Genomic DNA, 25,669 nt, shown 5'->3' on the forward strand with positions numbered 1-25,669 from the left:
AGGTTACCACCGGCTCGGCCGGCGGGATCTCGAACTCGGAGTGCCTGGGCTTTGGCGGTTCCGGGCTTGCCACGCTCTCTGGTGTCGGGACGGCCGCCGGGGTTGTCAGCGTAAAAACCAGCCGGTGAGTCAGTTCCCGGGCCTCCTTCAGAGGCGATGGAAGCCCGGCCAGTACCAGAGTGTGAGCCAGTATGGCCAGGGAAACCGCTAGCAGGAGCCGATAGGATGCCGGCATTGAGGGTGAACGAAAACCCGTGTCCGGCATCTATATCAGGCGGTTTTTGTGCGCAGGTTGCCCACGACGGCATTCAGGGCCCGGTCAATCAAGGCACCCTGTTCGAGCAGCGTCAGGCGGCCACGGCGCATCTCATGAGCCAGCTCAACACGGGTTTTCTCAATGACTTTCAGGCCCATACGGTTGACGAACACAAAGCAGTCCGCTTCGTCAATAATGGCTGAGAGCTTGCAGCGGAAGCTGGTGCCGTTGACCAGGCGGAACTCCACCCAGTTGCCAATTTCGATAGTGTCGAGCTTGGCCACATATTCGGCAATCGCAGCATCTTCCAGTTCCTGTTGCCGTTCAACGGCGGTCTGGTGCACGGTCGGGGCTTCGTCTTCGGCATCCGACGGTGCATCCTGACGGGCTTCGATGGCGGCGTTGGTCCGGAAGGCCTCAGCCAGCTCATGCTTCAGGTGCCCCATCATCTGATCAAGCCGGGTGGCGTTGTAGGAGACTTCCTCAAGTCCTGCCCGCAGTGATTTCAACAGACCGGGCACAACCCGAACCCACTGGTCACGCTCTTCATCTTCTTCATGGGGGTGCAGGCACCAGATCAGGTCATCCACGACCCGTGCTGTTTCGTGCCAGCGATGTTCGGTGTCGTCCTTCAGATAGGCCAGGAACATAACCCGGCTCCAGCCATTCATCAGAATATCGCTGACCGAGTCCGGAAGCCGGTAACGGGATACTTTTTCCCGTAACAGCCGGTCCACCTCTTCCTGGGCCTTCTGGGATTTGATGCGACCACGTTCCGATTCTCGTGTTCTCTGTTCCACCAGGGAGGCCTTACGGTTTTCTCGCTCCAGGAATTGCTCAAATTCTTCGTTCAGGGTTTCGAACAACTGAATGTTGCCATCGAATTCATTGAGGATTCGTTGCACCACGTTGTGTATCTGACCGTACAGCTTGTCTCGGGTTTTCTCATCACTACTGCTCCAGCCAATGCCCGCGCGGGCGAGGGAGTTGAGCAGCTTGCGGGCCGGGTGGGTTGCCTTGCTGAAGAAACTCTTGTCCTTGATCACAACCTTCAGAATCGGAATCTGCAGGCGACTGATCAGCACCTGAACCGGGGCGGACAGGTTGTAGTCATCAAGGATGAACTCGAACAGCATGGAGACCAGATTGATCAGATCTTCATCCACTTCATTCAGTGCGGGCTGGCGACCATCTTGAGCGTCGGCCTTGGCCAGCAGTTGCTGAACGACCTGGCGCAGGTCGACGGTTACGGGCTCACCCGTGCTCAGGTCGTCGGTTCCCGGCCAGTTTTGCTGAAGCGGAATGGCGTTGAGCATATCGGCCAGTTCCCGGCCTCCGACCACTCTCAGAGAGGGATCGGCGCTGCGTGGGGGCATGCCGGCATTGGACCTTTGCAGAGCCAGCATCTGACGGATCTGGTCAAACAGTACGGTGTCTTCCGGGCGTTGATCGTAGCCGGCAGTCGTCTCGCTGGGGCTTTCGGCAGAGCTGTCTGCTGTTGCAGATGGCTTCTGGTTCTGGCTCTTCTTGCCGTGATAACGGAAGTTCGGGATAACGCCGGCCTGGATCAGAATGCGATTGGCTTCATCCAGGAGCATGCCCAGGTTGGAGATAACGTAACGGTCAAATTGCTTGAGCAGGATGAGCCGTTCGCGAATCTGGATATCGAGGGCCTGGATCGCTTCGGTAAAAGCGCTGCACAGGTGCTCCGGTGCCATCGGGTTGACTGGCTCCTGCTCGGTGGCGTCCGGATAGATCTCGGTAAAACGGGCCTGCAATTGCAGTAAAGGGCCTTGGAAGTGCGCCTTGGCCTTGGTGGTCATGGCGTTGAAGGCAACCTGTTCTTCCAGATCGTCATTGCCAACCAGCGAAAGAGTGTCGGCACTGGCCTGCGGGCTGGCTTCGGTTGACGGAAGCTGGCCGGCATGGGGCGGGTTGGCAAAGAACTGGGCAACCGTATTCTGAAAATGACGCTCTACGCCCTTGCGCTTGATGCGAATCTCGCGCATGGCTTCGAAGTAGCGGTTTTGTTCATTGTTGCTGCGGGCATTGTTGGCCAGTTCGAAGAGTGAATCATCGACGGCATCGAAAGCCCCCTGCAACAAATCACCCAGCCCCGCAACAACGGTGTCGCGGATGCGGGCTACCTCCGCAGGAACCGGTCGGGTGCTTGCCGCTTCCCTGTGCTCGCGGAGGTAATGTATGCCGGACTGCTTGTTCATGGCCGACTCCTGTTTACGCCTCAACCGGATACATGACCGAGCCTGATTCTTGTCTGTTCTGATTATTGGATAAATTTAGCGCATTTTGATCTGCATTAACATGAATAAACGCTAACCTGCGATCAGGTTCATAAACTCCGGCCACGCTTTTTCTTGCGTTTGGGGTGGACAATGGCGGCTTTAACCACGTTGTCCTTGATTTGCAGGACTTCAATACGATGACCGCCAACTTTCAGACACACGTTGGTGTCCGGAATATTTTCCAGAGTTTCGGTGATAAGTCCGTTCAGGGTTTTCGGGCCATCGGTTGGCAGATGCCAGCCCAGGGTCTTGTTGATCGTCCGCACGGCGGCACTGCCATCGATGATAAAGGTGCCGTTGTCCTGGGGAATGATGTCGGGCGAGGTGGCGGCATAATCGGTGGTAAATTCCCCGACGATTTCCTCAAGAATATCCTCAAGCGTAGCCAGGCCCAGTACATCGCCGTATTCATCCACCACAATGCCGAACCGGCGTTTGCCTTTCTGGAAGTTCAGTAGTTGGGTATTGAGCGCAGTGCTCTCCGGAATGAAGTAGGGTTCCTGGCACAGCTGCATGATCATCGCCTTGTTGATGTCTGCCTCCTGCAGCAGCCTGGCCGCGCTGCGAAGGTGCAGAATGCCCTGAATGTTGTTGATGTCACCCTTGAAGATAGGCAGCCGCGTGTGTTGGCTGCTTCTGAGCTGGCGCAGGATAGTGTCTGTGTCGTCTTCCAGGTCGATGCCGACGACTTCGTTTCGGGGCACCATGATGTCATTGACGGTGACATTCTCCAGATCCAGGATGCTGACCAGCATGTCTTTGTGCCGGGCCGGAATCAGTGCGCCGGCCTCGTTCACCACGGTTCTGAGTTCTTCGCGGCTGAGATGATCTTCCGAGGCCTGGGCCGAGGAGACGCCCAGAACGCGAAGAATGCCGGTGGTAAACAGGTTGACCGTCCATACCAGCGGGTACAGAAGTTTCAGCAACGGCCCAAGAATATGACTGGCCGGGAAGGCAATTTTTTCAGGGAACAGGGCTGCGAGAGTTTTCGGGGTGACCTCGGCAAAAATGAGGATAACGATCGTCAGCAGTAAGGTGGCAATTGCGATACCGGCGTCGCCCCAGAGGCGAATCGCGATGACCGTGGCGATCGATGACGCAAGAATGTTCACGAAGTTGTTGCCGATCAGGATAACGCCGATCAACTGGTCGGTTCGGTTAAGCAGGCCTTGCGCTCGCTGGGCCCCTTTGTGGCCGGTGTTCGCCATGTGTTTCAGGCGGTAGCGGTTCAGGGACATCATGCCGGTTTCAGAGCTGGAGAAAAACGCAGAGAGGATGATCAGTCCGACAAGTAGAATAAACAGCGCGGTGAGCGATGTTTCGTTCAAGAGAGCAGCCCTTATATTGAGGATAAGTTGCGAAAATAGGATTTGAAGGTAACAGGTGTCAAGCGGGTTAGGTCAGTAAGGGGGGCGGGTCTCAGACGCCCCGGTGGAAAACCAGCTCGAGAACAAACTTGCTGCCGTAGAAGGCCAGCATCAGCAGTGCGCAGCCTGCCAGTGTCCAGCGACTGGCGGTGATGCCGCGCCAGCCTTTGGTGTAGCGGCCTACCAACAGTCCGACAAAAACCAGCAGGGACAGCAGGGAAAAAATGGTTTTGTGGGCCAGATCCTGAGCAAAAAGGTCTTCAATGAAAACAGCGCCAGTGACAATGGCGAGTACCAGCAGCACAACGCCCGCCCAGACCATTTCAAACAACAATGACTCCATGGTTTGCAGCGGTGGCAGGTTCCTTACCAGCAAGCTGTTGTAGTTGCGCTTGAGCTGCCGGTTCTGTACGTACAGTAAAACCGCCTGTATGGCTGCCAGGGTAAACAGGCTGTATGCCGTGACTGACAGGGCAATGTGAGACAGCATGCCGTAGCTTTCTTCGGACACCAGACGAGACGGTGTGTGGGTAATCAGCGCCATGACAATGGTCAGTGCTGCAATCGGATAGGCCGCAATGAACAGGCTTTGTACGGGTTTGCTCAGATTTAGTCCCAGAAGCAGAAAGACAATGAGCCAGGAGATCAGAACGGAGCTCTTGAAGAAACTGAAGTCGAAGCCGCCGTCCAGGTGTACGGTCTGGGCAATGAGCAGGCCATGGCCGATCAGGGCAAGCACGCCAATCAGTGTCGTAACCGCCAGGTTGCTGTGGACCTTGCCACGTAAATGGAGGGCCTGAAGCGCGGTTCCAACGCTATAGAGGAAAAGTGCGGTAACCGCGAGAATCAGCGTTCCCATGACATCCTTAATCGTGTTGCCTGATGAAGTGAAATCGGCGCGGAGTTGTTCAGAGGCTCCGTAGTCTGGGTATAATGTCGCGATTATGCAACAGGAATCAAGCAGGCCGACCTGGCTTCTTGATCTGTGTGAACAAATTCTCCGGGGTACGGAAGAGCAACATGTTTGAGAATCTCCAGGACCGGCTATCCGGTAGCTTGCGCAAGATCTCGGGCCAGGCGCGCCTGACTGACGACAATATCAAGGACACGCTCCGTGAAGTGAGGATGGCCCTGCTGGAGGCTGATGTCGCCCTGCCGGTGGTCAAGGCCTTTATTGAAGGGGTTCGTGAGCGTGCGATTGGCCAGGAAGTTCAGCGCAGCCTGACCCCGGGCCAGGTCTTCGTTAAGGTTGTCCAGCAGGAGCTGGAACGAGTCATGGGGGAGGGCAATGAATCCCTGAACCTCGCCACGCGTCCGCCCGCGGTTATTATGATGGCGGGCCTCCAGGGTGCGGGTAAAACCACGACGGTGGCCAAGCTGTCCCGTTTCCTGAAAGAGCGTGAGAAAAAGTCCGTGCTGGTGGTCAGTGCCGATATTTATCGGCCGGCGGCCATCCGTCAGCTGGAAACGCTTGCCGGTGAGGTGGGCGTTGAGTTCTTCCCCAGCACCACCGAGCAGGACCCGGTGGATATTGCCAATGGTGCCATCGAGGCTGCCCGCCGCAAGCACATTGATGTGGTTATCCTGGATACCGCGGGTCGTCTGCACGTGGATGAGCAGATGATGGGTGAAATCGGTCGCCTGCATAAGGCGGTGAACCCGGTTGAAACCCTGTTTGTGGTTGATGCCATGACGGGCCAGGACGCGGCCAATACCGCCAAGGCATTTAACGATGCGTTACCGCTGACCGGCGTGGTGCTGACCAAGACCGACGGCGATGCCCGTGGCGGCGCGGCGTTGTCCGTGCGTCATATCACCGGCAAGCCCATCAAGTTCCTGGGTATTGGTGAAAAGTCAGACGCCCTGGAGCCTTTCTATCCGGATCGTGTTGCCTCCCGCATCCTTGGTATGGGGGATGTGCTCTCCCTGATTGAGGAAGCTGAGCGCAAGCTGGACCGAAAGAAAGCCGAGAAGCTCACCAAGAAGATCAAGAAGGGTAAAGGTTTTGATCTGGAAGACTTCCGCGACCAGCTCCAGCAAATGAAGAATATGGGCGGTATCGGCGGACTGTTGGACAAGTTGCCGGGCATGGGGCAGATGGCCCAGATGGCACAGGCTCAGGTTAACGACAAGTCGGTTGGTCAGATGGAAGCCATTATCTGCTCCATGACGCCAAAAGAGCGCCGTTATCCGGATGTCATCAATAACTCCCGCAAGCGTCGGATTGCCGCCGGTTCTGGTACCCAGATCCAGGACGTGAACCGTCTGCTCAAGCAGCACAAGCAGATGCAGAAGATGATGAAAAAGTTTGGCAAGAAGGGCGGGGTGGCTAACCTGATGCGCGGTATGGGTGGTATGATGCCGCCCGGCGGCGGTGGTGGCATGCCCCCGTTTGGCCGTATGTAAAAAGCCTTACATATAAAATGGGGAAACCGGTGGTTTCCCTGTTTTCATTGGCGCTTTTTTCGCATAGAATAGCGCCCCTTTCGAGTATGGGTCTTCCCGTCAGCCGTGAAACGGTGTGTCGGGAATCGTACAAAGTTCGTACAACAGAACAGGATATTGGTCGAAATGGTAACAATCCGTTTGGCTCGTGGCGGCTCCAAGAAGCGCCCGTTCTACCATCTGACAGTCACTGACAGCCGTAACTCCCGTGACGGCCGTTTCATTGAGCGTGTTGGTTTCTTCAACCCGATTGCCCGTGGTCAGGAAGAGCGTCTGCGTGTTAATCGTGAGCGCGTTGATTTCTGGCTGGGCCAGGGTGCACAGGCCAGTGAGCGTGTTGCTCAGCTGCTGAAGGCTGCTCAGTAATAGCATTGTTGGTACCGGGGTTGTAAAGGCATGACGCAGAATTCGCAGGAAACTGTGATCGGCCGGATCACCTCGGTGTTCGGGGTAAAGGGTTGGCTTAAGGTCTTCTCTTACACAGACCCGAAAGACGGAATACTGAACTACCGTGACTGGACTCTGCTCCTGGACGGCAAGCGTATTCCGATCAGGCTTGAGGAAGGTCGCCGCCAGGGGCAGGGGATCGTCGTCAGGCTTAAAGGTATTGATGATCGTGAAGTAGCCCGCACCTATTGCGGAGCGGAGATCCGGGTTCCCACCGAGCAACTGCCGGAACTGCCCGAAGGGGAGTTCTACTGGCATCAGCTGGAAGGTCTGGATGTCTTCACGGTAGAAGGTGAGTGCCTGGGTAAGGTGCATCACCTTCTGGAGACAGGCTCCAATGATGTCCTGGTGGTGCACGCTACGGCGGGCTCTATTGACCAGCGCGAGCGTCTGATTCCCTATCTGCCGGATCAAGTGGTTCAGCAGGTAGATCTCAAAGGCTCTCGCATGGTGGTTGACTGGGATCCGGAGTTCTGACGGGTGTGGATTGGCGCAGTCAGTCTGTTCCCGGATATGTTTTCTGCGGTGACGGATTACGGGATTACCGGGAGGGCAGTGCGTGAAGGTCTGTTGACCTTTCAGAGCTGGAATCCTCGGGATTACACCCACGATCGTCATCGCACGGTGGATGACCGGCCTTATGGTGGTGGCCCGGGGATGCTGATGAAAATTCAGCCTCTGCGGGACGCAATCCAGGCGGCCAGGGCATCGGCACCCGGCAAGGCCTGTGTGGTCTATCTTTCGCCGCAGGGTGAAAGGCTGGATCAGTCGGTGGTGGAGTCACTCGCCGCCGAGCAGCAGCTGATTCTCGTTGCCGGTCGTTATGAAGGTGTGGATGAGCGCCTGATTGCGGCAGAAGTCGACCGGGAGGTATCCCTTGGGGATTTCGTTCTCTCGGGTGGCGAGCTGGCAGCGATGGCTGTAATTGATGCGGTAACACGCCTCATCCCCGGAGCGCTGGGTCATGCGCAGTCGGCAGAGCAGGATTCCTTTGCCGACGGATTGCTGGATTGTCCGCACTACACCCGGCCCGAGGTTTACGAAGGTCAGGCGGTGCCGGAAGTTCTGTTGGGCGGTCACCATGAACAGATCCGGCGTTGGCGATTGAAAGAATCGTTGAGGCGAACCAGTGAGCGGCGCCCCGACCTGCTGGAAAAGCGGGAACTTACGGAAGAAGAGCGTCAGTTACTGGAAGAAATTTTGAACGAACCGGGTGCCTCTGAGTCATCAGGGCATTGAAAGATTGGGTATCAGGAGCATTACGATGAGCGGCAAGAACAACATCATCAGTCAACTTGAAGCAGAACAGATGACCAAGGAAATCCCCGCGTTCGCGCCGGGCGATACCGTGGTTGTACAGGTTCGCGTAACTGAAGGTAACCGTGAGCGTCTGCAGGCGTTTGAAGGCGTGGTTATCGGCAAGCGTAACCGTGGCATGAACTCTTCCTTCACCGTTCGTAAGATCTCTTACGGCGTGGGTGTTGAGCGTACTTTCCAGACCTACTCCAAGCTGATCGACAGCGTCAGTGTGAAGCGTCGTGGTGACGTGCGTCAGGCCAAGCTTTACTACCTGCGCGATCTGTCTGGTAAGGCAGCTCGTATCAAGGAAAAGCTTAACTGATTCAGACTCGTCTGTTCAGTACCAAAAAGCAGCCTCAAGGGGCTGCTTTTTTTATGGTTTAATGCCTGCGATGACTCCGGAATCGAAGAGGGTGCTGTGCCAAGGCCAGAAGATGAGCAGTTGATAGAGCGTTTCAGTGACGCGGTCTGGCTTGAGGATGGCCTTGGCGAGCAAACCCGGCAGGCCTATGCCAGTGATCTGTGCCGTTTGTCCGGGTGGCTGGAGCAGCAAGCTGGGGCGCCAACCCTGCGCAGCGCACGACGCACAGACCTTCTGGCCTGGATGTCCCGGGGCTTGTCCGACGGCCTGAAAACCAGCACGGCGGCCCGCCGCCTGTCTGGCGTAAGGCGCTTCTATCGTTTTCTGTTGCGTGAAGGCATTATTGCCGAAGACCCAACGTTGCGGATTGACAGCCCTAGGTTGCCCCGGCGCTTGCCGGATACCCTGACCGAGGCCGACGTGGAGTCGCTGCTGACTGAGCCGGACCCGGAGCTGCCGGTAGAATTGCGGGATCGGGCCATGCTGGAGATTCTCTATGGCTGCGGACTTCGGGTTTCCGAGTTGACGGGGCTGACGGTGGACCAGGTCAACCTGAGGCAGGGCGTGGTTCGCATACAGGGCAAGGGCGGCAAGGAGCGTTTGGTGCCGCTGGGTGAAGAAGCTGTGGACTGGTTATTACAGTATATGCGGCAGGCCCGGGGCGAGCTGCTGCGAGGCAAAACCAGTGATGCCCTGTTTCCGGGTAATCGTGGCACCGCCATGACCCGGCAGGCCTTCTGGTATCGAATCCGGCATTATGCGATTCGCTGCGGAATCACCAAGCACCTTTCTCCTCATACGCTCAGGCATGCATTTGCCACCCATTTGCTCAATCACGGGGCGGATCTTCGGGTGGTGCAGATGCTGTTGGGGCATTCAGATCTGTCGACCACCCAGATCTACACTCATGTTGCGCGGCAAAGATTGCAGGATCTTCATCAGGCCCACCACCCCAGGGGTTGACTGCGGCCGCTCCGGAGGCTGAACTAATCCGATTTTCCGGTGTCGCAGACACCACACAAACCGACAGAGGTAGTTTCAAGCTCATGAACATCAAATCAGTAGCAGCGTCCATTGGACTGGCGCTGACCCTGGTCGGGGCGCCAGCCTCCCAGGCAGGCGAAGCCGAAGACCGCATTGCCCAGCGGCTGACCGAGGCGGTTCCCGGTCTCAAGGTAAACTCTGTTCGCGAATCTGAGGCAAAAGGGTTGTACGAAGTTCAGAGCAACAACGGCGACACCATCTATACCACGGAAGACGGCACCTATCTGCTGACGGGCGATCTGCTGAAAATCACCAAAAACGGCATTGCCAACGTTACTGAAGAATCCCGTGCGGGTTCCCGTAAGGACCTGATGGCGGATTATGGTGGCAAGGGCGTGATTTCGTATCCGGCCAAGGGTAAAGAGAAGGCGGTCGTTAATGTGTTTACCGATATCGATTGCCCCTATTGCCGGAAGTTGCACGATGAAGTGCCCCAGTTGAATGAGTACGGTATTACCGTCAATTACTACGCGTTTCCCCGTTCCGGGCCAGGTACGGCCTCCTTCAATAAATATATCTCGGTCTGGTGCGCTGACGATCAGCAGGCCGCTATGGATGCCGCCAAGGCCGGGCGTTCGGTAGAGCAGAAGAGTTGTGAGAACCCGGTGGCAGAGCAGTATCGTCTCGGCGGTCAGGTGGGTGTGACCGGCACGCCGGCTATTTTGCTGGAAGACGGCAATATGGTTCGGGGTTATGTGCCGGCCCGAAATCTGGCTGAGGGTCTCGGTATTCTGTGACCCTGTCGGTGTTCGTCGCCAGTCGTCATCTTTGTTGAAAGCGTGACCGATTCAGGGCTTATTCAGCCGGCCCTGAATCGGTATACTATGCCCCCTTATTGCAATCCATCAGCACCCCCATCGGGATCAGAGGTGAGAGCTTGAAAGACGTCAATGTCGGAATTTGCGGACTGGGAACCGTAGGCGGCGGTACATTCAATGTCCTGACTCGCAACGCCGAGATTATTGCGGGTCGTGCCGGCTGCAACATCCGGATTGCCCGGGTGGCGAGCCGCCATAGCCGCGATGACCTTGATCTGGGCAATGTCCCGTTCAGTACCGACATTTATGACGTGGTGAACGATCCTTCGATTGATATCGTGGTGGAGCTGATTGGTGGCTATGATGCGGCCAAAGAGCTGGTGCTGGCGGCCATTGCCAACGGCAAGCATGTGGTGACTGCCAACAAGGCCCTGATTGCCGTGCACGGTAATGAGATTTTCGACGCAGCGGAGAAGGCTGGCGTCGTGGTTGCCTATGAAGCCGGCGTTGCCGGCGGCATTCCGGTGATCAAGTCTGTGCGCGAGGGCCTGGCCGCCAACCGCATTGATACCATTGCCGGCATTATCAATGGCACCGGCAATTACATTCTCACCGAAATGCGCGCGGGCCGGGAATTTGGTGAAGTTCTCAAGGAAGCGCAGGCACTGGGCTACGCGGAAGCGGACCCGACGTTCGATGTGGAAGGCATTGATGCCGCTCACAAACTGACCATCCTGGCGGCGTCCGGGTTCGGCGTTCCCCTGCAGTTTGAGAAAGGTTTTACCGAGGGAATTTCCGGTATTACTCCATATGATATTTCCCACGCAGAGTTGCTGGGGTACCGGGTGAAGCACCTGGGCATCGCCCGTCGTCGTGAAGACGGTATTGAACTGCGGGTGCATCCGACGCTGGTGCCACAGAGTCATCTGATTGCTCAGGTTGATGGCGTTCTTAACGCAGTCCTGGTGGATGGCGATGCTGTTGGCCAGACCATGTATTACGGTCCTGGTGCCGGGGATGAGGCTACAGCATCTGCGGTCATCGCAGACATCGTGGACGTCGCCCGCGCGGTGGCCAGCAACAGCCAGCAGCGCATTCCCTACCTCGGGTTTACGCCGGACGCCCTGGAAGACCTGCCGGTGCTGCCAATGGAAGATGTCCAGTCGGCTTACTACCTGCGAATCCAGGCCTTTGACCATCCGGGTGTGTTGGCCAAGATTGCTGCCATTCTGAGTGAGCATGGCATCAACATCGAGTCAATCATGCAGAAAGAATCCGAATTCAAGGATGGCCGGATTCCGGTCATCATCCTGACCCACACGGTTCAGGAGCGCCAGATGAACCTGGCCATTGACGAGATGGAATCCCTCGCCGACATCGATGGCAAGGTTGTCCGCATTCGCGCAGAAAACTTTAACTGACAGGTACGCACGTGAGATACATCAGTACACGGGGTGAAGCTCCCGCACTGGGCTTTGAGGACGTTCTTCTGACCGGGCTGGCCACCGATGGTGGCCTCTATGTGCCGGAATCGTTGCCGCACTTCAGCCTGGAAGAAATTCGTAGCTGGCGTGGGCTTCCCTATGCGGAGCTGGCCTATAAAGTGATGTATCCGTTCGTAGAGGATGCCATCCCGGCGGACGACTTCCGCAAGATGCTGGATGAAACCTACAGCGTGTTCAGCCACCAGGCGGTGGCACCGCTGGTTCAGCTGGACACCAACGAGTGGGTGATGGAGCTGTTCCGTGGCCCGACGCTGGCGTTCAAAGACTTTGCCCTGCAGCTGCTGGGCCGCTTGCTGGACTACGTTCTGGAGAAGCGCAACCAGCACGTTGTGATCATGGGGGCCACCTCCGGTGATACCGGTTCTGCTGCCATCGAGGGCTGCCGCCGGTGCGAGCACGTGGATATCTTTATCCTGCATCCGCATCAGCGAGTGTCTGAAGTGCAGCGCCGCCAGATGACTACGGTGCAGGGCGACAACATCCATAACATCGCAGTCAAAGGCAACTTCGACGACTGTCAGCGCATGGTGAAGGAGAGCTTCGGCAATCAGTCCTTCCTGGGCGGCAAAACCCAGCTGGCGGCGGTGAACTCCATCAACTGGGCCCGGATCATGGCCCAGATCGTGTACTACTTCCAGGCGTCTCTCGCTCTGGGTGGCCCGGACCGCAGCATGGCGTTCTCTGTGCCCACAGGCAACTTTGGCGATATTTTCGCCGGCTACCTGGCCAAGAAAATGGGGCTGCCCATCAGCCAGCTGGTGATTGCCACCAACCGCAACGATATCCTGCATCGCTTCATGAGCGGCAACAAGTATGAGCAGCACCAGCTGGAGCATACCCTGTCGCCGAGCATGGACATCATGGTGTCCAGCAACTTCGAGCGTCTGCTGTTTGATCTGCACGGCCGTGACGGCGCGGCGGTCAAAGCCTTGCTGGAAAATGCAGCCAAAGGCCCGGTCAGCATTGAAGACTACCGCTGGAAGCACGCCCGCAAGCTGTTCGACAGCGATGCGGTGGACGATAAAACCACCTGCGACACCATTCGTGACGTCTACGAGCAGAACGAATATCTGCTGGACCCGCACACCGCCATTGGCGTACGCGCTGCCCGCAACTGCCGCCGAGACTCTGCTGTGCCCATGATCACTCTCGGTACCGCGCACCCGGCCAAGTTCCCGGATGCGATTGCCGAATCCGGCCTGAGCGTGAAGCCGCAATTGCCGGCTCACATGGCTGATCTGTTCGAGCGGGAAGAGCGCTACACCGTGCTGGATAACAATGTGTCCGAGGTGCAGGGTTTTATCGCCAAGCATTGGAAGAACGCCTGATCCGGCATGACCCCTAAAAAGATCCTGCGTCGCCCCCAGCCGTCCGATGTGACGGGATGGGGGCAAAACCTGCCTCCCATCCTTCGCCGTCTGTACGCCGCCCGCGGTGTGCAATCCGACGACCAGCTCCAGTACACCCTGAAACACCTGGCTTCGCCGATGCAGCTTCGCGGTATTGATCGCGCAGTTGAACTGCTGGCCGAGGCCATAGTGCAGAAACAGCGGGTAATGGTGCTGGGGGACTTCGATGCCGATGGGGCCACCAGTACTTCGGTGGCTATGCTGGGTTTGTCGATGCTCGGTGTGGCGGCGATTGATTTCCGGGTGCCCAGCCGATTCTCTGATGGCTACGGCCTGACACCCGGCATCATCCACCGGTTGCAGGAAGACGGGAATTTGCCGGATCTTCTGGTGACCGTCGACAACGGCATCTCCGCCATCGAAGGCGTGCGTGCTGCCCGGGAGTTGGGCATCAAAGTGGTTATCACCGACCACCATCTGGCCGGAGAAGAGCTGCCAGATGCCGATGCCATTGTGAACCCCAATCAACCCGGTTGTCCGTTCCTGAGCAAAAATGCTGCGGGAGTGGGCGTGATGTTCTACGTGCTCACGGCGCTGCGTAAGTACCTGCGAGACAACAACCGGCTGCCGGACCCGGAGCCTAACCTGGGTAGCCTGCTGGACCTGGTGGCCGTGGGTACCGTGGCCGACGTGGTGCCGCTGGACCATAACAACCGCATCTTTGTGGAGCAGGGCATCCGCCGCATCCGCAAAGGCGAAGCCCGACCGGGCATCCTGGCCCTGCTGGAAGTAGCCGGCCGCGACTACACCGAAATCAGCGCCACCGATCTGGGCTTTGTGGTTGGCCCGCGCCTGAACGCTGCCGGCAGGCTGGACGACATGAGTATCGGCATCGCCTGCCTGCTCGCCGACAGTCGCGACGAAGCGCTGCGTCTGGCCCGGGAACTGGACAACTTCAACCGCGAACGCCGCACTATTGAAAAAGACATGAAAGCCCAGGCCCAGGACCTGTTGGCCTCCATGTCCCTCGATATTGACGGCCTGCCCTGGGGGCTGGCCCTGTTCGACCAGGACTGGCACCAGGGCGTGATCGGCATCCTGGCGGCCCGCATCCGCGAACAGACTCATCGCCCCACCATTGCTTTTGCGCCCGACGACGACGGCGAACACCTGAAAGGCTCTGCCCGATCCATCCCCGGCCTGCACATCCGGGATGCGCTGGCCGTGGTTGATGCGAAGAATCCGGGCTTGATGAAAAAATACGGCGGCCACGCCATGGCCGCCGGCATGACCATCGCCCGGGACGACCTCGCATGTTTCAGCAACGCCTTCGACCAGGCCGTGCGTGACACGTTGAAACCGGAAGACCTGGAAGCCGCCATCACCACTGACGGCCCACTGGCTCCGGAAGAGCTGAACCTGGACACCGCCTACCTGCTCAAACGCGCCGGCCCCTGGGGCCAGCACTTCCCCGAGCCGGTGTTTGACGGTGAATTCCGGGTAGTGAGCCAGCGGATTGTCGGCGAGAACCATCTGAAGCTGGTGCTGCAGCCGGTTGAGGGCGGCGGCATTATTGATGGCATCGCCTTCAACACCGGGCCGGAAGTGCCGGACTTTACCCGGAGTGGCGCGCGGGTGGTTTATAAGCCGGATGCCAATACGTTCCGGGGGCGGACCAATTTGCAGCTTCTGGTGGATTACCTGGAACCTTTGGGCTGATTAGGCTTGCTGATTTAACCCGCAAATTCCGGTAGAATCCGCCCTCTGTTTTTATCGCACCATTTTCCAAAGCGAGACAAGGTTTCATGGAAATTAATCCCATAGTGACGAAGATCAAAGAGCTTCGCGAGCGCACCGAAGCGCTGAGGGGGTATCTTTGACTACGATCAGCGAAGTGAACGCCTGACCGAAGTCGAACGCGAACTCGAACAACCCACCGTCTGGGACGATCCCGAGCGGGCCCAGGCATTGGGCAAAGAGCGCTCAGACCTTGAACTGATCGTTAAAACCATCGACAACCTCACCAACGGCCTGGCCGATGCAGAAAGCCTGCTCGACATGGCGGTGGAAGAGGACGACGAAGGCACTGTCCAGGAAATCGAAGCCGATCTCGAAAACCTTGATAAAGAACTCGAGAAGCTCGAATTCCGCCGCATGTTCTCCGGCGAAATGGACGCCAACAACGCCTACCTGGATATCCAGGCCGGCTCCGGCGGCACTGAAGCCCAGGACTGGGGCAACATGCTGTTGCGTATGTACCTGCGCTGGGCCGAGCGTCGTGGCTTCAAGGCCGAAATCGTTGAACTGCAGGAAGGTGAAGTGGCCGGCATCAAGAGTGCCACCATCCACATCCAGGGCGACTATGCCTACGGCTGGCTACGCACAGAAACCGGCGTACACCGCCTGGTGAGGAAATCCCCGTTTGATTCCGGCAACCGTCGCCATACCTCTTTCTCTTCCGTGTTTGTATCACCGGAAGTGGACGACAGCTTCGAAATCGAGATCAACCCGGCGGATCTGCGGGTCGATGTGTATCGCGCTTCCGGCGCCGGTGGTCAGCACGTAAACCGGACCGAATCCGCAGTGCGACTGACCCACAACCCCACGGGCATCGTGGTGGCCTGTCAGGCCGGCCGAAGCCAGCACCAGAACAAAGACCAGGCCATGAAGCAGCTCAAGGCCAAGCTCTTTGAACTGGAAATGCAGAAGCGTAACGAAGAGAAACAGAAAGCCGAAGACTCCAAGTCTGACATCGGCTGGGGTAGCCAGATCCGTTCCTACGTGCTGGACGACAGCCGTATCAAAGACCTGCGCACCAAGGTGGAAACCAGCAACACCCAGTCGGTGTTGGATGGTGACATCGACAAGTTTATTGAAGCCAGTCTGAAGATGGCGCTGTAGACGGCGCCATCCAAACCAAACCGGACCATTCCGACTTCTTTAGTGAGCCAAGATGACTGAACAGACCCAGAACGCCGCACAGCATGAGGATAACAAGCTGATTGCCGAGCGTCGCGCCAAACTGGCTGCGCTGCGCGAGCAGGGCAATCCGTTCCCGAATGACTTCCGTCGCGATGCCACCGCCGCCGAACTGCAGGCGAAGTACGGTGATAAATCCAAGGAAGAGCTGGAAGGTTTGGGCATCAAGGTGGCCATTGCTGGCCGCATGATGCTCGACCGCAAGGCGTTCAAAGTGGTTCAGGATATGACCGGCCGCATCCAGATCTATGCCTCCAAGGACGTCCAGAAAGACACCAAGCACTGGGATATGGGCGACATCGTGGGCGTGCGTGGCACTCTGTCGAAATCCGGCAAGGGCGACCTGTATGTGACCATGGACGAATACGTACTGCTGACCAAGTCACTGCGCCCGCTGCCGGAGAAGCACAAGGGGCTGACCGACACCGAAGCCCGCTATCGGCACCGGTACGTGGACCTGATGGTGAACGAGGACAGCCGCCGTGTGTTCCATGCCCGGTCGAAGATCATCAACGCCATGCGCCAGTACTTCGCCGAGCGCGATTTCATGGAGGTGGAAACCCCCATGTTGCAGGTGATTCCGGGTGGCGCCACCGCCCGTCCGTTCGTGACCCATCACAACGCTCTGGGCATCGATATGTATCTGCGCATTGCGCCGGAACTGTTCCTCAAGCGCTTGGTGGTCGGCGGCTTTGAGCGTGTGTTCGAAATCAACCGCAACTTCCGCAACGAAGGGCTGTCCACCCGGCACAACCCCGAGTTCACCATGGTCGAATTCTACCAGGCCTACGCCGATTACAACGACCTGATGGACCTGACCGAAGACATGCTGCGTACCATCACTCAGAAGGTGCTGGGTACCACCACCGTAATCAACACACGGGTGCTGAAAGACGGTAGCGAAGAGACCATCGAATACGATTTCGGCAAGCCGTTTGAGCGCCTCACTGTGGTCGACGCCATCCTGCGCTACAACCCGGACATCACCCGTGAGCAACTGGCTGACGACGCACAGGCCCGAGAAGTGGCCAAGAACCTGGGTATCCACGTGAAAGACATCTGGGGCCTGGGCAAGGTGCAGATCGAAATCTTCGAAGCCACCGCCGAGCATCGCCTCACCCAGCCGACATTCATCACCGAGTACCCGAAAGAAGTGTCGCCCCTGGCCCGCTGCAAAGACAGCGATCCGTTTGTGACCGAGCGCTTCGAGTTCTTCGTGGGCGGTCGCGAGATTGCCAATGGCTTCTCTGAGCTTAACGATGCCGAAGACCAGGCCGAACGCTTCCAGGCCCAGGTGGCTGAGAAAGACGCCGGCGACGACGAAGCCATGTTCTACGATGACGACTATGTCATGGCCCTCGAATACGGTTTGCCGCCTACCGCCGGTGAAGGTATCGGCATCGACCGCCTGGCCATGCTGCTGACCAACTCGCCATCCATCCGCGACGTTATCCTGTTCCCGGCCATGCGCCCGGAGCACAAGGCCGAACAGAAACCGGAAAGCGAGTAAGCCCATGCACCCTGCCGAGGCACTGGCTCAACAACTGAGGCCCGGCCGCGGCTGGGACCACTGGCTGGCGGATGAGTTCCGCCAGCCCTACATGCGGCAACTGGCCGAATTCCTCGCCGCCGAGGAACAGGCCGGCAAGGTTCTGTATCCCCCCAGCACCCACTGCTTCAATGCCCTCAACAGCACACCGCTGGCGAACGTAAACGTAGTGATTCTTGGCCAGGACCCCTACCACGGCCCCGGCCAGGCCCATGGTTTGTGCTTTTCCGTGCGCCCTCAGGTTCCGCCACCACCGTCCCTGGTCAATATCTTCAAGGAAATCGAAACCGACCTGGGTATCGCGCCACCGGATCACGGCTGTCTACAGCCGTGGGCAGAGCAAGGCGTGCTACTGCTCAACAGTGTCCTCACGGTCGAGCAGAGCAATGCCGGAGCCCATCAAGGCAAGGGTTGGGAGCAGTTTACCGACAAGGTGATCGAAGTTATCAACCGGGAGCGCGACAACGTGGTGTTCCTGTTGTGGGGCAGCTACGCCAAGAAAAAGGGCCAGCACATTGACCGGAACCGCCACCTGGTTCTGGATGGCCCACACCCGTCACCGCTCAGTGCCTACCGTGGATTCTTTGGTTGCCGGCATTTCTCGAAGGCTAACGAATGGCTGAGGGAGCAGGGCAGGCCCTCCGTTGATTGGGCTTTGCCAAGCAAAGCTGCGTTGATTGCCAAGTATAAAAAGTGACGCGCTGACGAAGGCGGTCGGCAGACTCCCGAAGAAAGCCGGAACCTATTGAAGCAGCGCCATAGCTGCTTCCATCTGCGCATTCAGATCCTCTTCCTCGCTCATATCGACATTCGGATCCAGTCCCAGCCGATCGAACGCAGAAATCTTCGTCCAGTCCATCTCGTTCCAGGGATGATCGCTCCCGGCAACCAGCTGCAGGTTGGCCACCATGACCAGATCGGCATAATCCGCTGCCGGCACCTCACGCTGGAAGTTGGCGTATTCCAGAGGCACATTCTGCAGTTCCTTTGGAAAATCCCATTTTTTCAGAATCATAGAGCCAATACGCGGGTGCAGCTCATCAATCACATTGTCCAGCATGATGCTGCTGATCTGGATATCCTGATCCTCCACATAACGCAGAATCGGCAGAATACCGATCAGGTGCACCAGGCCAGCCAGCGTTGCCTGATCCGCCTTCAGGCGGGTGTAATGTTGCGCCAGAACATGGCACACGCCCGCCACTTCGGTGCTGGTCTGCCAGGTGGCGCGCAGGCGCTTGTCGATCATATCTGACGTGGCCTGGAACATCTGTTCCATCGCCAGCCCCATGGCCAGATTACTGGTGTAAGCCATACCCAGCCGGCTGACCGCCATGTTCAGGTTCTCGATGGCGCGACTGCCGCGAAACAGCGGGCTGTTGCACACCCGGATGATACGCGCCGAGAGCGCGGTATCGTTGCTGATGACCTTAACCAGATCAGCAATGGCAGAGTCTTCGGACTCGGCAATCTCCCGTACCTGAAGCGCTACCTCAGGCAGGGTTGGAAGTACCAGCTTGTCGTTTTCAATGGCAGCCGTCAGGTCAGACTTGATGGTTTCAACAATATTGGCCATGGTCAGTTAGGTTCCACTTGTCTGGAGGCATCCCGCGTACGGGGATAAAACCGGTATGTGTTTTAATTTATAGCAAATTTTTCCGGTATTTCCTGTCAACTTATGTATCCGGCTGTTCGGCTTTCTCTCGTTCAGGGACCGGATAGGGTATCGGCCGCACCTCAAGTTGCAGGCCCTCATAACCGTCTACGCCCAGGTGCTTGCTGGCCGCGTCATGTCGGATCACCGCCAGCATTTCCCCCTGCTGCTCGCCAGTCAGTACTGAGTTAACCACCTCGCCCACGGCACTGTCATCGGCGATCAGGCGGGTACCGGCTGCCGGGGCGACGTCAGTGCCGGAGAAGGCGACCCGGAACAGGCTTTTCTTTAACTGGCCGAGGAAATGCATCCGCGCAATCACTTCCTGTCCGGTGTAACAGCCTTTCTTGAAGTGAATGCCTTGCAGGTGCTGAAGGTTGAGCATCTGGGGAACATAGGCTTCCCGGGTCGCAGCGGTCAGCCAGGGTACGCCGGCGCTGATCTCCGAGGCCTGCCAGGTCGGCATAGGCAGTTCGGAGGTGGGCGGCAACGCAGGCTGGGCATCGGTTTGCCAGAGTTCGAAGCGAGCGAGGTGGTTGCTGTCATCTTCGACACGAATCAGGTACCCGTTATCGGTACTTAACACCTGACCGGGGCGGGTCAGTTCGTCTGTGGCCGCGCCGGCAACCTGTCGGGCGGTCTCGATCCCCAGTAGACCGGTGATCCGGCCCGAGTCAAGAACGCCAAGGGATGTGCCCCGGAACAGCATCAGATACTTGTTCAGGTGCTGAAGGGTGTCGTCGGCGGTCTCCCGCTCGAGGCTGAGCAGCAAGTCTTCGCCATCCCGGACCAGTCGCGTAATGCAGTAGGCCCTGCCCTTCGGGGTGCAGGCTGCTGCCCTGAGCGACTGTCCGGCAGTGACTTCGTCCACACTCTGGCTGAACTGGCCCTGGACAAACTTGTTGGTACCCGGCCCGCTGATTCTGGCCAGAACCCGGTCGGTCAGATGAGCCCAACCCTCGTAAGTGGGATTGGCTGGCGTTTCGGTATTGGCGTTAGTCATCGAAAACTCCGGATGGAATCGGGGGTTCACCGTGAAATAGCTGCTGGCCCTGCAAGGAGCCACATGCGCAGCCGACGGAATGCCTGTTCGGAAACATTGCCACGACATAGCCGGGATGGACTGAGCAGGATCGCGGTCATGGTGTCTGATCTGGTGACAACGGACTCTACTTTCAAGACCAGAAAGGATGCACCGAGCGAGCTGCAGCCGCAAACTCTGACGGTAACTTCCTGGCCATTGGCCAACTGGCATCGAAGATGCCGGTCGTCAGTGGTCAGGCTGATAATGGCATTGGCTCCACGGAGCCGGCCACAACGACGGAATTCCTGCCAGCCCAGAAGCAGGGAAACCGGTAACAACACCAGTGCCAGCGGGGTGATGGACAGGCTGATTGCCAGTAGTACAGCAGACAGCGCCAGCCAGGGCAGGCTGGCGCAAATACCCGCGGCCCTGGAGGGCGACAGGTTCAGTTCAATCGGGTTGGACACGGTTCAGGATCATGTCAACGATGTGACGAAGATCCGGGTCCTCCGGCTTGCTGCGCTGCATGAACCACTCGAACATGTCCGTATCCTCGCAACTTAACAGCTTGCGGTAACGGGCCTGGTCTTCCGCTGAAAGATCCCGGTATACCTCTTCAAGGAACGGGAGCAGCAGAACGTCCAGTTCCAGCATGCCGCGGCGGCTGTGCCACCACAGGCGATGAAATTCGGTGTGATCCTGAGAAGTATTGGTTTCGGACATAACGGATTCTGCCTTTGGAAACGGAGTAAGGCCCGGTCTCAGGGAGACAGGGTGCGGTAAGTCGTCGGCACCAGCACGGTATCCTGGGCGTCATTCAGCAGGCCCGGATAATCCAGTGTGTAATGCAGGCCACGGCTTTCCTTGCGTTGCAGTGCCGAGCAGATGATGAGGTCGGAGACTGTGACCAGGTTGCGCAGTTCGATCAGGTCATTGGAGACCCGGTAGTTACTGTAAAACTCGCCGATTTCACGGGACAGCAGGTCAACCCGGTGTTTCGCCCGCTGCAGGCGTTTGGTCGTTCGGACAATGCCGACATAGTCCCACATAAAGTGCCGAAGCTCGTCCCAGTTATGGGAGATGATGACGTCTTCGTCGGAGTCCCGCACCTGGCTCTCGTCCCAGTCCGGGGCTGACGGTGGTGGCGGTATGTCAGCCTCCCTGCGGGTGATGTCCTGAGCCGCGGCCCGGCCATATACGAGACATTCCAGCAACGAGTTACTGGCCATGCGGTTGGCGCCGTGCAGGCCGGTGAAGGCGGCTTCGCCAACGACATAGAGCTGGTTGATGTCGGTGCGCGCCCGTTCATCACTGACAATTCCGCCGCAGGTATAATGGGCAGCAGGCACCACGGGGATGGGTTCGCGGGTAATGTCGATCCCGAAGCTTAGACACTTTTCGTAAATGGTCGGGAAGTGCTGTTTGATGAAGTCGGCCGGCTTATGGCTGATATCCAGGAACAGGTGGTCTGCACCCAGGCGCTTCATCTCATGGTCAATGGCCCGGGCAACAATGTCCCGGGGCGCGAGTTCCGCCCGTTCATCAAACCGGTCCATAAATCGACTGCCATCCGGCAGCCTGAGCACGCCACCTTCGCCCCGAACCGCCTCGGTAATCAGGAAGGACTTGGCGTGCGGGTGGTACAGGCAGGTGGGGTGGAACTGGTTGAACTCCATGTTGGCAACACGGCACCCCGCCCGCCAGGCCATGGCAATTCCGTCTCCCGAAGCGCCGTCCGGATTGGTGGTATAGCGATACGCCTTGGAGGCGCCGCCGGTAGCGATGACGGTGAACCTGGCTCGAAACAGTTCCACATGATTGTCTTCGAGATTCAGGATGTAGGCGCCGACGCAACGGTTGCCGGGAAGCGCAAGCTTGCGGTTGGTAATCAGATCCACAGCCACCCGGCCGGCTTTCAGGTCAATATTCGGCCTGGCCTGGGCCTGGCTCGCCAGGGTGGTGGAAACCGCGTGGCCGGTGGCATCGGCGGCGTGGATAATCCGGCGATGGCTATGGCCACCTTCTCGGGTCAGGTGGTAGTCCTCTCCGTCATCCTGCCGGGTGAACTTCACGCCGGAGTCGATCAGCCACTTGATGCTTTCCTTGCTGTGTTCCACGGTAAAGCGGACCGCGTCTTCGTGGCACAGACCGCCGCCCGCGTTGAGGGTGTCCTGTATGTGATTCTCTACGGAATCGGTATCGTCCAGAACCGCAGCGATGCCTCCCTGGGCCCAGAGGGTGGCGCCAGAGCTGATATCGGCTTTGCTGATGACGCAAACCCGCAAGTGCTCCGGAAGATTCAGCGCAACGGTAAGGCCGGCAGCGCCGCTGCCGATGATCAGAACATCGTATTCGTAGGACTGTGGCATTGAGTCGTGGTCGCGGGCCATAATGTGGACGTGTATTGAACTAAACTTTACGCTTGCTGTCTATTTGGGCTAACGGATAACCCTGTCAGCCGGGTGCGGTCTGCATCAAGGGTTAGTGAACGAACGCTGGAACAGCCCAATGACACAAGCCACTCGTATCGAGGCCAGACCACTGGCTCCCAAAACAGGACTTTCTGTTGCTTCGTCCATGACGCCTGACAATGACTGGAAACCCGGTGAGCAGTCCGACAGCCAGACGGATCTGCAGTTGGTTCGCAAGGTCCGGAACGGAGATCGTGCGGCCTTCGATCTGCTGGTGGTGAAATACCAGTCCAGGGTCGCGTCTATTATCAGCCGCTATGTCTACGACAGCCAGGAAGTCATGGATCTGACTCAGGAAACCTTTGTCAAAGCCTTCCGCGCGATTGATCGCTTTCGCGGCGACAGCGCGTTTTACACCTGGTTGTACCGGATTGCCGTAAACACCGCCAAGAATTTCCTTGAGGCCCGCGGCAGGCGGCCCCAGGGATCGGCGGATGTCACCGATGCGGAAAACTTTGATGATGGCGGCCGACTGCGTGACCCGGCCTCGCCGGAGCGGTTGCTGCAGAGGGAACAGTTGCAGAAAGCTCTTGCGGAAGCCATTGCCAGCCTGCCGGAGGAACTGCGGTCGGCGTTCCTGCTCAGGGAATACGATGGCCTGAGTTATGAAGATATTGCCCGGATACTGGAGTGCCCCATAGGTACCGTGCGCTCAAGAATTTTCCGGGCGCGGGACTCGGTGGATCGCCACCTTGGCCCGCTCCTTGATCAGTCAGTAACGTGAATGAGGTTGCATCCTATGGATGAGCGTCTCAGAGAAACACTGTCTTCGATGATGGATGACGAGGCCGATGAGCTATCGGTTCGTCGGTTGTTGTCACATGGCAACCAGGAGGACGTGCGCGGCCAGTGGCAGCGATGGCAGCAGATACGTGATCTGATGCACGAGCAGCACGGTCCTGCCGATGGTATTGATGTTGCCGGCGCGGTGAGGGAAGCGCTCGATGGCCATGCTCGCTCAGAACAGGCCCGGTCGCCGGTGGAGGTGCCCAGGGTGTCGGTCTGGCGCTGGCCGGTGGCCGCCATGGTGTTCATGGCGTTGATTGTGGGCTTCGGTGCTGGAGCCGGCTGGGATACCCGCACCGGAGTACCTGTTCAGGCACTGGCCGGCGGCAGTACTGAGCCTTCAACCTCCGCGGTAACGCTGTCGGCGGCGGTTGAGGAAGTGGCACTACAGCGGCTGGACGAAGACCAGTTGCGCCAGATGCGTCAGTACCTGCTTGAGCATGCCCAGCACAACAGCGTGGGTGCAGGTCGTGGCTCGGTGGGTTACGCCCGCCTGGTCAGCGCCAGTGGTAACTATTGAACCGGGAGCATGGGTTTATGAATAACCGGGTATCCAGCAGGTCGGTATTCGGAGCGGTTGCCGCTCTTGTGGCTCTGCTGTGCCTGTTGATCAATCCGGTGAGGGCCGAGTTGGCCAGCGAGACAAAGAAAAGCGGTGAAGCCCCGGCGGCCATGGCCTGGCTGGAGCGGCTTGGCCCTGCACTCAACATGACTTCGTACCGCGGGGTCTTTGTTTATGCCCGGGGCGATCAGGTACATTCCATGCGCATTGCCCACCGTTACCGGAACGGGCGTGTTGAGGAACGCCTGGTGATGCAGGACGGCGGCAGTGGTGAAATCGTCCGTAAAGGCATGAACGTGGTCTGTGTATTGCCTGACAGGGGCAGGGTCCGGCTGGACGAGGTGATACCTTCGGGCCCGTTCGCAGAAGCGTTTACCAGTCAATTGATGCCGTTTGGCCGCTGGTATCTGCCTGAACTGGCGGGTGAAGACCGGGTCGCCGGCTACGATGTGGTGATCGTGGCGCTCGGGGCCCGGGATGATGATCGCTACAGCCACCGCCTCTGGCTGGAAAAAGAGACGGGACTACTGGTCAAGAGCCAGGTGCGGGATGTAAACGGTGAGGTACTGGAGCATTTTCAGTTCACCGATCTTGAGATCACTGACGATATTTCCGACGAGGAACTCGAGGTTCAGACCCGTGGTCGTGAGATTAGCCGTACCCTGGACGATGGCCGGAAACAGGAGTCATCTGTTGGCCGGATGAATGGCTGGACTTTGTCCTGGCAGCCGGAGGGCTTTGTGCCGGCGGCTGCACCACGTTCGGGCAGTGGCAAGGCCGTGGCGTTCTCCGATGGCCTGGCTGCGTTTTCCGTATTTGTTGAGCCTGTCGGGCGGCTGAAAATGCCGACAGGCGCTTCCCGTATAGGGGCAACCACCATCTACATGCGCGAAGTCATGGTCTCTGATCGCCCCTTCCTGATAGCGGTGGTTGGTGAAATTCCGCCGGGCACCGCACGAAAGGTGGCAGATGCCGTGGAAGTGGATGACGATTTCGTAGCTGAGCTGTCCGGTCATGATCACGGAAACCGGTAAAGTCGTGGCCCTGGTGGGTGATCAGGTTTGGGTTCAGACGATAAGAACCAGTGCCTGTCAGAGTTGCTCGGCCCGCTCGGGCTGCGGGCAGCGAGCCCTGGCTGCGGTATCCGGCGGCCGGGCCAATCAGGTACTGGTAGATAATTCCGTGGGCGCCCGGGTGGGGGATGAAGTGGTCATCGGTCTGGATGAACAGTCGCTGCTGAATGCCTCGCTGATTATTTATGGTTTGCCGTTGGTGCTGATGGTGCTTGCCAGTGTGATGGCGCATACCTGGGCCGCGGGGTCAGACCTGGGCGCCATCGCCGGAGCGGTGGCAGGCCTGGGCGTCGGGTTCTGGCTGGTGCAGCGTTGGCAGGCCGGGGCCGGTGATCGCTACCAGCCGCGGTTGTTGAGGGTAAAGACAATTCCATCCTCGACATGTCCATGATCCCTACCGTTTTTTAAGTTGAAAATTCACGCCTCAGCCCCAGAAT

The 25,669-nt window shown here is 58.2% G+C and carries 25 protein-coding genes; 17 read left to right on the forward strand and 8 right to left on the reverse strand.

Features of this window, described 5'->3' with window-relative positions; translation table 11 throughout:
* Window positions 1-270 precede the first annotated feature (270 nt).
* The 3 genes from MARHY_RS04480 to MARHY_RS04490 form a co-directional block, all read right to left on the reverse strand.
* Window positions 271-2,478, reverse strand: coding sequence for a DUF1631 domain-containing protein (locus MARHY_RS04480; protein ID WP_014420737.1), 2,208 nt, complete (start codon window positions 2,476-2,478; stop codon window positions 271-273).
* A gap of 128 nt (window positions 2,479-2,606) precedes the next feature.
* The gene (locus MARHY_RS04485; RefSeq protein WP_011785776.1) at window positions 2,607-3,887 is read right to left on the reverse strand and encodes an HlyC/CorC family transporter; all 1,281 of its coding nucleotides are present in this window, start codon (window positions 3,885-3,887) and stop codon (window positions 2,607-2,609) included.
* Between the two features lie 91 nt (window positions 3,888-3,978).
* A complete protein-coding gene (locus MARHY_RS04490) occupies window positions 3,979-4,785 on the reverse strand; it encodes a cytochrome C assembly family protein (RefSeq protein ID WP_014420738.1) in 807 nt (268 codons plus the stop codon).
* A gap of 161 nt (window positions 4,786-4,946) precedes the next feature.
* Here MARHY_RS04490 and ffh point away from each other — a divergent pair, with 161 nt between their 5' ends.
* The 13 genes from ffh (at window position 4,947) to ung (ending at window position 18,359) form a co-directional block, all read left to right on the forward strand.
* The gene (gene ffh / locus MARHY_RS04495) at window positions 4,947-6,332 is read left to right on the forward strand and encodes a signal recognition particle protein (protein ID WP_014420740.1); all 1,386 of its coding nucleotides are present in this window, start codon (window positions 4,947-4,949) and stop codon (window positions 6,330-6,332) included.
* A 165-nt stretch (window positions 6,333-6,497) separates the two neighbouring features.
* A complete protein-coding gene (gene rpsP, locus MARHY_RS04500) occupies window positions 6,498-6,737 on the forward strand; it encodes a 30S ribosomal protein S16 (protein WP_011785745.1) in 240 nt (79 codons plus the stop codon).
* A gap of 30 nt (window positions 6,738-6,767) precedes the next feature.
* The gene (gene rimM / locus MARHY_RS04505) at window positions 6,768-7,295 is read left to right on the forward strand and encodes a ribosome maturation factor RimM (RefSeq protein ID WP_011785744.1); all 528 of its coding nucleotides are present in this window, start codon (window positions 6,768-6,770) and stop codon (window positions 7,293-7,295) included.
* A 3-nt stretch (window positions 7,296-7,298) separates the two neighbouring features.
* Entirely contained in the window at window positions 7,299-8,057 is a 759-nt protein-coding gene (trmD, locus tag MARHY_RS04510) for a tRNA (guanosine(37)-N1)-methyltransferase TrmD (protein WP_014420741.1), read from the forward strand.
* 25 nt (window positions 8,058-8,082) lie between these two features.
* Entirely contained in the window at window positions 8,083-8,439 is a 357-nt protein-coding gene (gene rplS / locus MARHY_RS04515) for a 50S ribosomal protein L19 (RefSeq protein ID WP_011785742.1), read from the forward strand.
* A 96-nt stretch (window positions 8,440-8,535) separates the two neighbouring features.
* Window positions 8,536-9,441 carry a site-specific tyrosine recombinase XerD gene (gene xerD, locus MARHY_RS04520; protein ID WP_014420742.1) on the forward strand — a complete coding sequence of 302 codons (906 nt, stop codon included), beginning with the start codon at window positions 8,536-8,538 and terminating at the stop codon, window positions 9,439-9,441.
* A gap of 83 nt (window positions 9,442-9,524) precedes the next feature.
* Window positions 9,525-10,259, forward strand: a complete 735-nt coding sequence (locus MARHY_RS04525; RefSeq protein ID WP_014420743.1) for a DsbC family protein — start codon at window positions 9,525-9,527, stop codon at window positions 10,257-10,259.
* Between the two features lie 140 nt (window positions 10,260-10,399).
* Window positions 10,400-11,701, forward strand: a complete 1,302-nt coding sequence (locus MARHY_RS04530; protein ID WP_014420744.1) for a homoserine dehydrogenase — start codon at window positions 10,400-10,402, stop codon at window positions 11,699-11,701.
* Between the two features lie 11 nt (window positions 11,702-11,712).
* Complete coding sequence (gene thrC / locus MARHY_RS04535; RefSeq protein ID WP_011785738.1) at window positions 11,713-13,113, forward strand: threonine synthase; 1,401 nt, start codon at window positions 11,713-11,715, stop codon at window positions 13,111-13,113.
* Window positions 13,114-13,119: 6 nt separating this feature from the next.
* Window positions 13,120-14,853 carry a single-stranded-DNA-specific exonuclease RecJ gene (recJ, locus tag MARHY_RS04540; RefSeq protein WP_014420745.1) on the forward strand — a complete coding sequence of 578 codons (1,734 nt, stop codon included), beginning with the start codon at window positions 13,120-13,122 and terminating at the stop codon, window positions 14,851-14,853.
* Between the two features lie 86 nt (window positions 14,854-14,939).
* Window positions 14,940-16,035 (forward strand): peptide chain release factor 2 gene (prfB, locus tag MARHY_RS04545; RefSeq protein WP_113879872.1). Its coding sequence is split into 2 segments (ribosomal slippage): window positions 14,940-15,011 and window positions 15,013-16,035, totalling 1,095 coding nucleotides; the frame shifts between segments, so codons are not numbered across the junction.
* A 52-nt stretch (window positions 16,036-16,087) separates the two neighbouring features.
* Window positions 16,088-17,623 (forward strand): lysine--tRNA ligase, encoded by a 1,536-nt coding sequence (gene lysS / locus MARHY_RS04550; RefSeq protein ID WP_014420746.1) that lies wholly within the window; start codon window positions 16,088-16,090, stop codon window positions 17,621-17,623.
* 4 nt (window positions 17,624-17,627) lie between these two features.
* Complete coding sequence (ung, locus tag MARHY_RS04555; protein WP_014420747.1) at window positions 17,628-18,359, forward strand: uracil-DNA glycosylase; 732 nt, start codon at window positions 17,628-17,630, stop codon at window positions 18,357-18,359.
* 45 nt (window positions 18,360-18,404) lie between these two features.
* Here ung and MARHY_RS04560 read toward each other — a convergent pair whose 3' ends face one another.
* From MARHY_RS04560 to nadB, 5 genes are all read right to left on the reverse strand, one after another.
* Window positions 18,405-19,238, reverse strand: coding sequence for an HDOD domain-containing protein (locus tag MARHY_RS04560; protein WP_014420748.1), 834 nt, complete (start codon window positions 19,236-19,238; stop codon window positions 18,405-18,407).
* A 100-nt stretch (window positions 19,239-19,338) separates the two neighbouring features.
* The gene (gene ygfZ, locus MARHY_RS04565) at window positions 19,339-20,319 is read right to left on the reverse strand and encodes a CAF17-like 4Fe-4S cluster assembly/insertion protein YgfZ (protein WP_014420749.1); all 981 of its coding nucleotides are present in this window, start codon (window positions 20,317-20,319) and stop codon (window positions 19,339-19,341) included.
* Window positions 20,320-20,345: 26 nt separating this feature from the next.
* Window positions 20,346-20,807 (reverse strand): hypothetical protein, encoded by a 462-nt coding sequence (locus MARHY_RS04570; RefSeq protein ID WP_014420750.1) that lies wholly within the window; start codon window positions 20,805-20,807, stop codon window positions 20,346-20,348.
* A complete protein-coding gene (locus MARHY_RS04575; protein WP_011785730.1) occupies window positions 20,791-21,063 on the reverse strand; it encodes an FAD assembly factor SdhE in 273 nt (90 codons plus the stop codon). The genes MARHY_RS04570 and MARHY_RS04575 overlap by 17 nt, the downstream gene beginning before the upstream one ends.
* A gap of 38 nt (window positions 21,064-21,101) precedes the next feature.
* A complete protein-coding gene (gene nadB / locus MARHY_RS04580; protein ID WP_181861274.1) occupies window positions 21,102-22,709 on the reverse strand; it encodes an L-aspartate oxidase in 1,608 nt (535 codons plus the stop codon).
* 208 nt (window positions 22,710-22,917) lie between these two features.
* On the opposite strand from nadB, the gene rpoE reads away from it, so the two are divergent.
* The 4 genes from rpoE to MARHY_RS04600 are packed head-to-tail and all read left to right on the forward strand — an operon-like array spanning window position 22,918 to window position 25,623.
* On the forward strand, window positions 22,918-23,535 hold the full coding sequence (gene rpoE, locus MARHY_RS04585; protein WP_023008839.1) for an RNA polymerase sigma factor RpoE: 618 nt from the start codon (window positions 22,918-22,920) through the stop codon (window positions 23,533-23,535).
* 15 nt (window positions 23,536-23,550) lie between these two features.
* Window positions 23,551-24,117 carry a sigma-E factor negative regulatory protein gene (locus MARHY_RS04590; protein WP_014420752.1) on the forward strand — a complete coding sequence of 189 codons (567 nt, stop codon included), beginning with the start codon at window positions 23,551-23,553 and terminating at the stop codon, window positions 24,115-24,117.
* 17 nt (window positions 24,118-24,134) lie between these two features.
* On the forward strand, window positions 24,135-25,193 hold the full coding sequence (locus MARHY_RS04595) for a MucB/RseB C-terminal domain-containing protein (RefSeq protein WP_041654584.1): 1,059 nt from the start codon (window positions 24,135-24,137) through the stop codon (window positions 25,191-25,193).
* Entirely contained in the window at window positions 25,174-25,623 is a 450-nt protein-coding gene (locus MARHY_RS04600) for a SoxR reducing system RseC family protein (protein WP_014420754.1), read from the forward strand. Before MARHY_RS04595 ends, MARHY_RS04600 begins: the two co-directional genes overlap by 20 nt.
* Window positions 25,624-25,669 lie beyond the last annotated feature (46 nt).

Source organism: Marinobacter nauticus ATCC 49840, assembly GCF_000284615.1.
GTDB lineage: Bacteria > Pseudomonadota > Gammaproteobacteria > Pseudomonadales > Oleiphilaceae > Marinobacter > Marinobacter nauticus.